Origin of the sequence: Leptospira perolatii (assembly GCF_002811875.1) — a bacterium.
Lineage (GTDB): Bacteria > Spirochaetota > Leptospiria > Leptospirales > Leptospiraceae > Leptospira_B > Leptospira_B perolatii.
Genome location: NZ_NPDZ01000004.1, coordinates 95,562 through 108,445, shown reverse-complemented (window position 1 = coordinate 108,445; position 12,884 = coordinate 95,562). Strand labels below are relative to the sequence as shown.

12 protein-coding genes are annotated in these 12,884 nt (G+C 42.9%); 9 read left to right on the top strand and 3 right to left on the bottom strand.

The window, feature by feature from the left end:
- The first annotated feature begins 4 nt into the window (after positions 1 to 4).
- Entirely contained in the window at positions 5 to 826 is an 822-nt protein-coding gene (locus tag CH373_RS08265; protein WP_100714828.1) for a hypothetical protein, read from the top strand.
- A complete protein-coding gene (locus CH373_RS08260; RefSeq protein WP_100714827.1) occupies positions 823 to 1,926 on the top strand; it encodes a PP2C family protein-serine/threonine phosphatase in 1,104 nt (367 codons plus the stop codon). The genes CH373_RS08265 and CH373_RS08260 overlap by 4 nt, the downstream gene beginning before the upstream one ends.
- Before the next feature lie 28 nt (positions 1,927 to 1,954).
- Here CH373_RS08260 and CH373_RS08255 read toward each other — a convergent pair whose 3' ends face one another.
- The 3 genes from CH373_RS08255 to CH373_RS08245 all read right to left on the bottom strand — a co-directional run bounded on the left by CH373_RS08255 (position 1,955) and on the right by CH373_RS08245 (position 6,445).
- A complete protein-coding gene (locus CH373_RS08255; RefSeq protein WP_100734084.1) occupies positions 1,955 to 3,925 on the bottom strand; it encodes a hypothetical protein in 1,971 nt (656 codons plus the stop codon).
- An 11-nt stretch (positions 3,926 to 3,936) separates the two neighbouring features.
- Positions 3,937 to 4,419, bottom strand: coding sequence for a putative lipoprotein (locus CH373_RS08250; RefSeq protein ID WP_100714578.1), 483 nt, complete (start codon positions 4,417 to 4,419; stop codon positions 3,937 to 3,939).
- Between the two features lie 88 nt (positions 4,420 to 4,507).
- On the bottom strand, positions 4,508 to 6,445 hold the full coding sequence (locus tag CH373_RS08245; protein WP_100714579.1) for a glycoside hydrolase family 36 protein: 1,938 nt from the start codon (positions 6,443 to 6,445) through the stop codon (positions 4,508 to 4,510).
- Positions 6,446 to 6,585: 140 nt separating this feature from the next.
- Here CH373_RS08245 and CH373_RS08240 point away from each other — a divergent pair, with 140 nt between their 5' ends.
- The 7 genes from CH373_RS08240 to flaA1 all read left to right on the top strand — a co-directional run bounded on the left by CH373_RS08240 (position 6,586) and on the right by flaA1 (position 12,782).
- Positions 6,586 to 7,224: a ribonuclease D gene (locus CH373_RS08240; protein ID WP_100714580.1), complete on the top strand. Its 639-nt coding sequence runs from the start codon at positions 6,586 to 6,588 to the stop codon at positions 7,222 to 7,224.
- Positions 7,221 to 8,594, top strand: coding sequence for a DNA repair protein RadA (radA, locus tag CH373_RS08235; protein ID WP_100714650.1), 1,374 nt, complete (start codon positions 7,221 to 7,223; stop codon positions 8,592 to 8,594). The genes CH373_RS08240 and radA overlap by 4 nt, the downstream gene beginning before the upstream one ends.
- The gene (locus CH373_RS08230) at positions 8,591 to 9,667 is read left to right on the top strand and encodes an LIC10775 family protein (protein ID WP_243393318.1); all 1,077 of its coding nucleotides are present in this window, start codon (positions 8,591 to 8,593) and stop codon (positions 9,665 to 9,667) included. The genes radA and CH373_RS08230 overlap by 4 nt, the downstream gene beginning before the upstream one ends.
- A 41-nt stretch (positions 9,668 to 9,708) precedes the next feature.
- Entirely contained in the window at positions 9,709 to 10,521 is an 813-nt protein-coding gene (locus CH373_RS08225) for a hypothetical protein (RefSeq protein WP_100714581.1), read from the top strand.
- A gap of 316 nt (positions 10,522 to 10,837) precedes the next feature.
- Entirely contained in the window at positions 10,838 to 11,071 is a 234-nt protein-coding gene (locus CH373_RS08220; RefSeq protein WP_100714652.1) for a DNA-binding protein, read from the top strand.
- A 34-nt stretch (positions 11,072 to 11,105) separates the two neighbouring features.
- Positions 11,106 to 11,807 carry a flagellar filament outer layer protein FlaA gene (locus tag CH373_RS08215; RefSeq protein ID WP_100714582.1) on the top strand — a complete coding sequence of 234 codons (702 nt, stop codon included), beginning with the start codon at positions 11,106 to 11,108 and terminating at the stop codon, positions 11,805 to 11,807.
- A 21-nt stretch (positions 11,808 to 11,828) separates the two neighbouring features.
- Positions 11,829 to 12,782 carry a flagellar filament outer layer protein FlaA1 gene (gene flaA1 / locus CH373_RS08210; protein WP_100714583.1) on the top strand — a complete coding sequence of 318 codons (954 nt, stop codon included), beginning with the start codon at positions 11,829 to 11,831 and terminating at the stop codon, positions 12,780 to 12,782.
- The last annotated feature ends 102 nt before the right edge of the window (positions 12,783 to 12,884 follow it).

Here is a 12,884-nt window from a genome sequence, read left to right as displayed (position 1 = left end):
GAGCATGGGAATTTTTTCCGAATCTGATAAAGTAAAGTCCGGAGAAGGGTACATAGATCCGGACGCATTAGATTTAATTGATATAAATCGAGAGTTTAAGACAAATCTAGGAATCGAAGATACCTTATTCAACAGATTCTCAAAAGAAGAGGTGAGGACATTGCTGGATGAGTCTGGAATGTTCGATATTCTGAGCTTTCGCGGTTTTAAGCGAACAGTTTTGGAAATCCAAGGGATTTCAGAAGTGGACAATCGGATCTTCATCAAAACTCCGCCAGGAGAAGTTCTGGTGCACATGAGATTGAAATTCTCCCAGTTCGAATTTAAAAAAATCGGAGAATCTTTTCCGATGGTGTATATAGATTGGCTCTTGAGCCAGAATATTTCACACAAGAAGCTAAGACCTAAACGGCGCCTATTTGCAGGTCAGGAATATCCGGGTTTGAATATCATGAATGAAATAACAGCCTTCATCCGCTTGCTCGCGGGAAAGATCGGTGCCTCTGGAGTCTTCAATATTCCGGAGTATTTTCACGACGCCGTGTTATTTCATAAGAATTTTCGTTTCTTAAATCCAGAAAAGGAAGCAGAATTCAGGGGATTGCTCCATTCGTTTAGAAAACAGAGCTTAAGAGACGTCTCTGCCGCAATACATTCCGGGATGGTAATCGATTCTAAAACGGAACAACCATATGAATGGCATTACAGCGAAATGGTTTCTTGTACGAGTCCCTTTTTAGAAAAGTCCTTGTTCGACGAAGAATATGATTCTATCGTTGCCAGAATTTCCGAAACAAAGAAATTCTCTAGGAAAAATACAAAATGACATTACTCTCCCTTAAACCGGAAATTCTGATAATCGATGACGATCACGATGTCGGAGCAGCCCTGGAGATCCTTTTATCCAAATTAGAATATAATTCCACTTTCTTTGATTCTGTAGAAAGGGGTAAGGAATATTTCGAAAGAGAAATGAATCCGATCGTATTTCTGGATATTCATATGCCCAGAACGAGTGGTCTGGATATTTTACCTTATTTCAAGAATTTGAATCCTTCCACTCAGGTAATCATGATGACCGGAGAGAGGGATATTAATAATGTAGTGACATCTCTTACTCACAAGGCTTCTGATTTTTTACTTAAACCTTTTTCTTTGCAGACCGTCCGTATCGCAGTACAAAGAGCGCTCGATTACTATTCATTGTTAAAAGAAAAAGAAACTCGTGAAGAAGGAATTCTTCGAGATCTTAGGCTCGCTTCTAAAATCCAAAAGAAAATCCTTTCAGTTCCGGATTTGTCTCCGCTAAAGATTCTCGCCGATAACACCGCAGCATCGTATGTCAGCGGTGATTTTTACTTATTCGGCAAATCGAATGACAGCATTTTGCTATTGTTAGGTGACATTGAGGATCACGGTGTGACCTCTGGATTAATAGGACTTTTGGTTTCTAGCATCGCTAGAGAGGCGTTTAAGGAAAAAAGCAATCCTTCTCATATTTTGGGCCGAATGAATACGGAACTGTATACGGAAATTGGAACCCACAGTTTGACCGCAGCCGCTATTGTCGTAAAACCTTCCGAAAAAAAGATCACCTACGCTCGAGGTGGACATCCCTTTCCAGTGTTATTTCGCAAAAAAGAAAAGGAATTTCTAAACGGAAAATCCGGTCAGCTGCTTGGAATTGTGGAGCCAATTGAATTCGAATCTCATGACGTCACCTACGAAGCTGGGGATGTCTTATTTCTTTATAGCGACGGACTAATAAATAACTTATCCAATCCTCTTTTTTCTGAGCTGGAAGAATTGAGAAAGAAGGATGCTTCGCTTTCTGATATGGAGACTGCAATTAAGAGGCACTGGAAAGCTACGATTCCGACCAGGGAATTTCGGGATGATTCCAGTTATCTGTTGGTTCAATTCTAATAGAAATTGAAACGACCGGGAGTCTTCGTCAAGGTCGGTGTGAAGAAGGCGAATGATTCGATTCGGAAGATCCATCTTTTCGTTCGACGCTTTTTATTTCAGAATTTGTGGAGTCGAGAGCCGCAGGAAAGGATCCTTTTCTAATATTAAAAAAGAATAATTCAGGTAAGGAAAAGAACATAGATTGCAAGCCGTTTTGCAGTCTTTTCCCCTTATCGAACGGTAGAGTAAGAACTCCTAATGCACCGTTTCCGATTGCGTACGAAATATTTATCAGTCCGTATATTGGCCTAACAAGAATTATATCGTCCGTAAAAAATAGAAAAGGAGGATCTTCTTCATTAGATTTATACAAAGTAGAACTAAGTGTATTCGATTCTCGTAGATACACCTTCCATGAGGGCTCTCTAAGGGCTAATTCTTGCAATTTTTTTCTTCGATAAGAAAGCGCTACTTCCTCGGATTTGAACTTCCAATGGTCCTTTACGGATTCGTAGGCTAGAAAGGGGATAAAAGCAAAAGATCTTCTCGGCTTCACTTTTTCCCCTAACCACCCAGAATATTCTTTGTCGGAGAGGGTTCGATCCATTGAATCGAAAATTTCAGTCGTGCAATTTCTGGTGAGAATCCTGAAGTTGTAAATATTCTTTAAATTATCGTAATATATTTTTTCCCTTTCCTCCGAGATAGATAAGTATTTCTCTAGTTGGTCTTTTGGAGGGATGGGAAAGGCTGGAAAATAATCCCCTTTTAATTTCGGAATGAGTTTGTCAAAAGTATTCCGGACAGCTATCTTCCTCGATAAGCCTGTCCTTAATTCCCAGTCGCGATTCCAGACGTCTTCTAAGAGCCTATAGTCATCTTCTTTCCAAATTTTTTTCTGAAAGATAAAGTTCCAGGTTTCTAGGGCCAAGCCGAACACTTCTTCCGAAATTTGATTGGCAGATGGTTTCTCTTCCGCTATCGCTGTAGAAGAAATCAGACCCGAAGATTCTGGATAAGAAACCAGGAAGAATAATTTTCCAGAATTTAAGCTCAGATCAATCGCAAGAATTCGTGCATACGCGATTAAAGAGCTCGCACCCCAGTCGAAAGAATCCTCCTGAATCGCCGAAATGATCTGAGCGATCAGGTAATTTCTGAATTCGGTCAGTCTCTGGATTTCAGATGCTTGCAAAGGAACGGATTCTACAGAAAAAACAAAATCTGGATGAAGATTATAATGATTTTCTAATGTTTCTAAAAAAGCCAATTTTTCCAGGCGCGGAAGTATCCAGGAGGAAGGTCCTCCTTTGTAAAAAGGATAATCTTTCAGATTCGCCTCGGGGAGGGTAGAAAACTGTCCAAATCGATTTTCATCCAAAGCAAGAAAAAGTTCTTCCTTAAGCTTTGTTCGAATTCTAGAAAACCATCCTTTTCCCAAAACATTATCCATGGAATTTCTTAAATCTTTTCGATCTGGAATTCCGTGAATTTCATTTGCATTTGTCTGATTGTTTGAGCGAGAAAAATATCCAAATGCCTGGATCCGAATTCTGGGATTTTTCTCCAAAAGTCCCGAGAACATTTCAGTATCTTTCTTTAGTGATTCTAGATTATTTAGATGTTTGAATTGTTGCACGGAAATTCTGTCGAATCCGCTCTGAATTGCGTCAAAGCCAGCATCCTCGATTTCGATTTTGGCGAGCTTGCTTGTTCTATTTGAATAAGTGTTGTAAGCAAAGGAAAAAGTATTGTACGGCTCTCTTACAAGTCGAAAGATTTCATCAGGATAATACTGAAAATGATAGACCAAATTTCCGAGACGCAAGGCTGCATGCCCACCGCTGGATTGCCCGGTGTTCGAATCCACATAAATGAAATCGATGCTCTTGGGTTGGCTACTTAATGGAATTGTAAAGAACTGAAATGCGGAAAAGAAAAGAATACAGAAAAAAAGTCGAAGTGGAATTGCTGAAAAACCCTGCCTGCTGTTGGGCAGGGCCAATTTTAAAACCAAAAAGAGAATCCTTAGATCGAGTAATATCCTTCCTTCAATACTTGAGAAACTGAAGGCCTTACGGATGCGAATTGTTTCGCAAATTTTTCGAATTGGTCGGCATCAACTCCCGCTCTTTTTAAGCCACGTCCAATTCCTAAATAGGTTTCGGTTGAGGATCTCCAATCCGTAATTCCGTTTCTCAGAGCAAGGGCTGCGAGGTCGGATTCAAATTCGGAGGAAATCAGTCCTGCGTTCAAGTGCACTACCGTTAGATGTTCCACATCTCTTTTGAAAGCTTTCTTCTCATCATCATCTGCTGAGGACGAAGAAAGCACAGAGGAGATGGAACCGGAAATCGATTTTACGGAGGTAGATAAACTCTCTACCGAATCGGATGCTTTGGAAATGGAGTTGGAAGTAGACGTGATAATATCAATGATAAAGCAATTTTGCAGTAGTAGAGTGGCTAGTACGATTCCTGATAGTGCGAGACTTTTTCGGAAAAATTTCATTTGTTTACCTCTTGTCGGCTTCTAAATCTATCATCTGGAAAGTTATTTCAGACGCGAAATCCAATGCTGCAAGGCTTTTATGACTGAGTCAAACAAGTTTTCCGGGGCCGAGGATGTAGGAACTCCATGGTTCTAAATTTATTTTAAGAGTCTTTTTTTTGGAATCCCAGTGCAACGATTCCGGAGATTTGCCGGTCCAAATGTCCACGGAATTCTTCTTATCCCAAGGAAAGGAGAGAACAAGTTCTAAGTCCTTGGATTGGTCGGAAGGGTTCCAAATCCCTAAAAATCCAGCTGGGTTAAACATTGCTAAGGGGAAAAAATTCGAAGCAATTCCGATCGGAATCGGAGTTTTGTTTCTACATTTGGATTGAACGAATAATGCTTTTCTTAAGTAGTCTTCCCTTTCCTTAGAAATAGAAGAAAGTTCATCAGATACAAATAGCATTCCGCCGGAGACGCTCATAACACTCGCCATGAGTTTGACCTGTGCTTCGGTTAATTTATTTTTCTTTTCTCTTACTAGTAAGCAATCGGGGTCATTGTACCAAAGCGTCCTGTGCATAGAAGATCTAGTGATATCGTTGATCAGGGCTCTTTCAGTGGAGAGCGCGTCTCTATCTTTGAGCAAGATTCTTTTTTTCTCTCTGGTCCAAAAAGGCGCGACATCGCAGGAAACTCTCATCGCATCGAATAAGCCGATCGAAGGTAAAATCGGAGCGCCGCAACCGACCAAGAAAGCTTCTTTTCCAGCCACTTTTCGGATGAATTGGATCGAGTCCACATAACGCTTATGAGGCGAAAGATCCCGATCGTAAGTCCATCCTGGAAGTAAGGCTGCATAAAGAAAGTCGAGCTTTAGATAAGTATATCCGTAGTCTTTTACGAAAGTCTTGATAACAGTCGCAAGAAATTCGCGAGAAGTAGGATGGGTGACATCTAAAGCGTACGTATAATCCATTCCCCAGTTAGGATTCCATATCGCTTTGACCGGATTTCCTTCCCGGTCCTTTAAGACTGCCTCCGGAAATTTCTGAAAAAACTTGGATTTGGGTCGTACCAAAAAAGGAGCGAGCCAGATTCCTGGTGTGAGCTTTTCCGATCGAATCGCTTCTGCGATCAGTTTCATTCCACCTGGAAATCGATCGTTCGTCTCCAACCAATCTCCTATTTCCTTTTGATAACCGTCGTCGATCTGGAAGATCTTTAGTCCGAGATTTCTTTTTCTGAGTTCATTCAGATTTTGTAATATAATCTTTTCGGAAATTTTCGTAAAGTAATGGTACCAGGAACACCAGCCTACCGGAACCGGACTGGAAGGAATTTTTACCCTATGAGCTTTGCCTAACTCGCTAAAGTAAGATCGAAGAAAGGCACCCTCGTCTCCTGCAAATTTGGAGATCCGGATTGGAGTCAGAGCGATCTTATTTCCCTTAAATCCTTCGAATCTATATAAATCGTAGATTGCGCTTACTGAGGAATATAGGATCTGCTTTTTCTTCTTAGCGCTCAGTTCCTTGAGAAAGGAATTGGAGAGAACTCTAAACTTGAGACCTTCGTTTCCTTTTCCAATCGCACCTGCAAAGTATTTGGAATCTTCTCCGTCCGCACAAAGTAGAACGAACCCTTCTGAAATCCAATGCCCGGAATCTCCCGAATGCTCGGTATAAATATTCTCCTGAGAATATCTCAAAAAATCAAGAGTGGGGGGAGTATCAGGTTCTTCGAGAGAATGGGAAGCAGAAATACTCCAGGACTGGTAGCCGTGTTGAAAAATGCGGGCAGAATCCAAGGAATGAGAAGGCAATTCCCATTCTAGAGTGAGCAATTCGAGTCCGGCCTGTGGGCGTCTGTCCGCGATCCATTCCAGGCTCGGAAGATACGTGGTTTTTCCCGCAGATTTTCTCAGGATATAGGAAAGCCGGTAATTCCCGCAGTCGCTCTTGCAAGAAGTAGCCGATTCGGAAAAAGTAAAATGGGATGTAAATATCTCTTCGTAAACTCTTGTACGGAGGATTGCGTTCATGTTCCTGTCTCAGTCTGCCATGATTCTAAAGTAGAACTTGGACGATGGTTTTACTTTTCTCCTCTTGGAAAAGGAAAAAACGAATGATTTTCCCGGTCTTTTCTTGCGGACCTGCAGGGGTTAGGGGATAAACGTGGTTTATGGCATCTTCCCGTCCCAATATTAAACCAGAGTTATTCCCAGGAGATCTTTCGGAAGAAAGAATGAACGAGTATTTGTCCGATGATCGGTTGGCAGTCGATTGCGAAATGATGGGATTGAATCCGCGCAGAGACCGTCTCTGTGTAGTCCAGATTTGCGATTCAAAAAATCGAGTGAGCCTAGTGCAAATCTTACCTGAGCAAACCGTGGCGCCTAGACTACAAAAATTATTCGAAAATCCTGAAATTATCAAAGTGTTTCATTTTGCGAGAATGGACACTCTGTTTTTGAGATATAGACTGGGTATACAGACCAAAGGTGTGTTCTGTACAAAAATTGCTTCGAAATTAGCAAGAACATACACCGACAAACACGGGTTAAAGGATCTGATCCGGGAATTTTTTGACGAAGTATTGGATAAGAAAAACCAGTCCTCGGATTGGGGAGCGAAGATATTAACTAAGGACCAGATCGAATACGCGTCTGGAGATGTACTCTATTTAATCGCTTTAGAGCAAAAGCTCACACAGATTCTCATTAGGGAAAACAGATACGAATTAGCCCAGGAAAGTTTCGCGTGTCTGCCAGTATTCAATCAGTTGGATTGGATCGAGATGCCTACTTTATTCGAACATTGAAAAAGAAGCCGATCAAACTATTTATCTGCCAGTCTTGTGGGCAGGATTATTCTAGGTGGGCGGGAAAGTGCGAGTCCTGCGGCAACTGGAATACAATTGCAGAAGAATCCGGAGGAGATCGTTTCTCCGGAACGACTCCCATCTCTGTCCGAAAGAATCGTTCCTATAAACAGCCAATTCCAGTCGATTCGATCCCGGAAGAAGAAACGGAACGTCTAGTTACTGGACTTTCAGAGTTGGACTTGGTGTTAGGCGGCGGCTTTGTACCAGGAAGCCTAGTGATGATCGGCGGAGAACCGGGAGTCGGTAAATCCACTTTGATCCTCGAAATCAGTCGAAGATTAACCGCAGCTAATAAAAGAATTCTTTATATATCTGGAGAGGAATCTCCTTCACAAGTCGGGCTGAGAGCTTCTAGAATGGGAGTTCTATCTTCGAATCTACTTTTATCCTCTGAAACTTACGCGGAAAATCTGAACGCAATGGCTGAGGACCTGAATCCAGATCTGATTTTCGTGGATTCCATACAGACGATTACTCGCGAGGCTTTGCCTAACCAAGCTGGAACAGTAACTCAACTTCGGGAATGCACACAGGTTCTGCTGGAAACAGCCAAGAGAACCAATATCCCGATCTTAATGACCGGACATATTACAAAGGATGGCGCGATCGCAGGCCCAAAAGTATTAGAGCATTTGGTCGATACAGTTCTGTACTTCGAGGGGGACAGGCTGAATTACTTCCGGTTACTCAGGGCAGTAAAAAATCGATTCGGTGCCGTCGGAGATTTAGCGGTATTTGAAATGCAAAGCCAAGGTTTGAGAGAAGTCAAAGACAGACATAGAGTATTCGTAAGTTCTCTTACCGATGGAAAAAGCGGGGCGGTTGTAAGCGCAGTGTTAGAGGGAAGTCGCGCCTTAAGCGTCGAAGTCCAGGCTTTAGTAAGCAGAAGCAACTACGCCCAGGCAAGAAGAATGGCAGAAGGCCCTGACACAAGGAGACTCATATTACTTTCCGCTGTATTAGAAAAGTATTTAGGACATAAATTATCGGAATGCGATATTTTCGGTAACCTCGCCGGTGGGCTGCAAGTGGATGAACCTGCGCTTGATTTGGCGATTTGTGCTTCTATTCTGTCTAGCTACACCGAACGACCTATCGATCCTCGTACTGCAGTGTTAGGCGAGGTAGGGCTCTCCGGAGAAGTTCGATCTGTCGGACAGGTTTCCTTGAGGCTAAAAGAGTTGAGAGGAATCGGTATGAAGAGAGTCTTCTTGCCCGAAGGCAACCTCGCGGAGCTAGAGGATCCGGCAGGACTGGAATTAGTAGGGATCACTTCTTTAAAGGAACTAGAGGGAATCTTTCGGTGAAACCGAGCCAGGAGTTCCTAAAGATTGCGATCCTGTCTGCGATCTTGCTGGTTCCTCTAAAAAAAATTCAATTACAAGAAATTGATCCGTTGCTCAGACAATCCTGGTACGATGAACAGGAAAAAAAGGAAGAGTTACTTTACAACAGACTTCAATCTGCTTTCAAACAGAGCGAACACTTTGTCTGGAAAACAGATTCGAGAGGCAGAAATTACAGGTTTTACAAAGACGGAAGAGTTGAATTCATCCTAGACAGACAGTTCAGAGAAGTTTTTCCCAAGACCGAGGAATTGGACATACATCTAAGCGAAGCTGAATCCCTGAGAAAGCATGGGAACCCATTTCATGCAATTCGCTTATTAAAGGGAGTATTACTTTGTTATAAATTGAGATATGGGAAGATGTTTCCGGAAGGTTATCAAAATTCCGCTCAGATATTAGGAAAGTATTTAAACTTATACTCGCATCGTACGAAAGAACTGTCAAGGCTTACGGATCCATACGGATGCATTCATCAAAATGAATTGTATATAGAGAGCACAGATTTCGCGTATAAATTCAAATTGGATCCAGAGTTAAGATACCAGTTCCCGGAAGGTGAAGATGATTTTTCGGGAGAAGATTCGGATTATCTCTGGCAAGTGCACAGATTCTATAAGGAATTTCCTTTAGAGGAAATTGAGAAAGGATGGGACGCGGAATATCGTAGGCAAAGTGAAGGAATTCCTATCTTTAGACCGGATCGAATTGTATTCACTGTTGGCACTTCTCTACATTACCGCCCAACGATGTTCGATGCAAAGAACTACTATAAGCTGTGGGATTCTTTGCGCGGAATCAACGAAAGAACCATGAGAGAATGGGAATATCGAAGACGAAGAGAAGGTGATTTGTACAAAACCACGCTTTTAGTGACTACACCGCAAGGCAGAAAAGTAAAAACAGTAGTTCTAGAAAAATACTTTCTCCGGGGAAATCGCGGAATCCTATTCGCCATCGGCTATCCGGAAAAGTACGAAGTCGAAGCTAGAAAAATCTGGGATAGATTTACTGCATCAGTCATTGTAGAATAGAATTCATAGAAGCTAACGTAGTCACTTTAGAATTAACCGCTATGATTTTTGGACTGGTCAAAACCGGGGATCGTATGTATCCCAATCGACAGGACCCATCTTGGAAAGTCTTGGGGCTCGGCCTGCTTTTTGTAAACGGGATGGCTGCATTATTTTTGCCCGTAGGATTGTTCGGGACCTTATTTGAGATTATCTTTTTATTAATTATCCTTTTTTTACCTTCCTTATATATTACAATAAAATTGACCAAGCGCTTTGGAAACATCCTGCTGCTCGCGATGTTCTTAGGTTTTGTGTCCGGTCCACTTTCGGCTCTTTATCTGAGCAAGAGTCTGTCGTACGCTTTCGGGATCAGATATTACGAGGCAAAAAATCCGGATTCTTTGCGAGAAGATTCTTCCGCAAGAATCGTTCATTTTCAAAGTGCAAAATTCTTAACTAATTACTTGTACACAAGAACAGCCACGATTCGTTTCCGAGCCACTGATTCCAGGGAAATATTTTTTCATATTATTCCTTGGGTCAAAGAGGACTGGGAAGAGGGCGATGCTATTTACACCTGGGCGGTTTGCACTTCCTATTCTCAGGATGAGTGCGACTGGAAATTAGGGGATCCAAGAACTGGGGAAATGTATCCGCGCTCGGAATTGTACAAATATTATCTGGAAGTGATAGAAGGGGCCGTTGAGTCACTCCACTTGAATGCAAAATTTCCGCCCCGACTGATGGTCCCAATTTCAGATCCAAGGGATCGATTCCTTCGAACCGGTTTGTACGGCGGTCTTGGGCTGCTTGTGATCAACTACCTTTGGATCATTGGAGTCATAATACTGAAACGAGGAAGGAAAGAGTAAAAAGAATCGCCATGCAGCTGAACCTTTCTGAAAAAATCAAATTATGTCTAATTTGAACCTGTAGGAGCTCCTACAGCACTCTGCGATAAAAATCGGCTTGCGCAAACGGCTCAATTCTGATACCCAGCTCGCAGCCGGGGGGCGAAAGGTACCCGCCACCATCCCCCCACCCAGAGCAGGGTGGGGCCCCGAAAAAACGAACCCCAAACTTCCCAAATGCATTTTTCTCCAGAAATGCCAAAAAACTTTTTAGTTGGCTAATTTTGGTACTTCGACTACCGATATTTATACACAGAGACGCGGAGGGGAAGTTTATTTGGACCCGGAAATCCTTACCGAAAAGGTGGCCACTCAGAATAAGAAGTTTCTGGTGGACCTAAAACGGAACGACAACGGTTACTATCTCAAAGTTTCCGAGTGGTCTAATAGTAAAAAATCCTCTATATTCATTCCTGCCGAAGGTGTCGGTAGAATGATTGAAGTTCTCCAAAAGTTCCAGGGCCTCATTGAAGGCGGGAGCTTGGAAGATTTCCCAGCATCTCAGAATTAGATAGGATTGTACTGAATTTTTAGGAGAAATTCTCATGGGGAAAAAGATATACTTTCTCGCTGCTATTCTCTTTTTCTTGGCCCTGACCGGAACTTCCGGGCAGCCGACAGATACCACACAGGGCCAAGCTCCTCCAGATCCTCTTGAGAAGATTATCCTCGAGAATTTCGAGGAAGCAGAGGATTGGAGGGCAAAATCCACCACTCCATTGGGAGAAACAAAAACTCTCAAGATGGTGCAGAGAGGACTCATTAAAGATGTGTTCGACGAGAATACCGTACCGGATAACGGCGGGAATCAAATCGAAAAGAATCATATTCTCGGAATCAAGACTTACTTCAACGACAGAGGATTCGATCGCGTGGAAGTTTTTCCTCCTCATGAATACGTGATCAAAGGAAAGGCTCGCCAAGTTTCCATTTGGGGTCTAGGCAGAAAGTTCCGACATACTCTCTACGTGAAGTTCAGAGACTACAAGGGCAAAACCCACAATATTCGTTTAGGAAGATTGGATTATTTTGGTTGGAGAAAGTTGACTGCAACCGTTCCGGGATTTGTTCCTCAAAGTACTAGATTCGCGTTATTAGACAAGAATCTTAGATTCGTATCTCTTTTCGTAACTAGTGATGTGCACGAAGTAGGCGGTTCTTTTTACTTCTATGTTGATGATTTGGAAGTTCGCGCTGACAAATCGGACACGAAGTATCCTGGTTCAGAGATCAAGGACAATTGGTAATTTTCTTTTAGGAAGAAAGGCATGAGAAACCTCAGTAAAACCATTAAGGCAACCGCGGCTCTCACCGCCGTGATCAGCATCGCTCTCCTCTTGGGCTTTGTGGAAGCTCAGTATGTAATGAAAAAGAAGAGGGGCTTGGACACAGCAACCGGGATCGACGTAAGTGGAATGGAACTCCGCTCTATTACAGTTGAATCTTGGGACAACCCTGCCAACGGAGCTCCGTATGGCTGGGAAGTATTCACGGATAAAGATACCCAGGTGCCTCAAGGCCAAAACGCGCAATACCAACCGGTAGCGTCTAACGCACAGGCGTTAAGAGAAGTGAAACTGATCTCCGGAAAACCGGGAGACATCAAAAACGTAGAAGCGTCTACCGCGAAGGTTTTGGGTGTAAAGTTCGCTTTTACCTTTCCTGGAGAAAATTCTGTTACGATTCGCCCGCCCAGATCAGCAGAGTATGAAATTACTCGTAAGATGGCGTATCTAGACGCGAACAACAAACGCAAAGAATTCAAAATCTACGGTGTGGAATTTCCGGGAGTTGTGAAGGCGGTTTCCGTATGGGTTTGCGGTCGAGGAAACGAGTACAATCTGGAAGGCTGGTTAGAAGATTGGAAAGGTGATAGCCATATCTACCAATTCGGAGACCTGGATTTTATCGGTTGGAGACCCCTCACTTTCGAAGTCCCTGCAGCCGTTCCTCAGGATGTAAATTCTTATCCTCAGGTAAAAACTCTGGTATTTAAACAATTCAAGATCCGTTCCCGCGCTGATACGAGTGGTGAAACAGTGTATCTGTTCTTCGATGAGTTGAGAGTATTATCCGACGTATTCGAGGTGCACTTTGACGGTGCGTCGATCGACTTCGATGCAGAAGATTGCAAGACGAAGCATAAGCTGGACAAGATGCTCAAAGCAAAAACCGAAAGAGAATGCGGTAACGGCGGAGGAGCTGGCGGAGGGAATCAGTAAGCAGATTCCATCCTTACAATCAATTCTGAGAGAGCGCGGAGCGGGAAACCCTCCGCGTTTTTGTTTTTGGGTCAAAAGTTTGTCAATGAAAGAGCGAAAAGT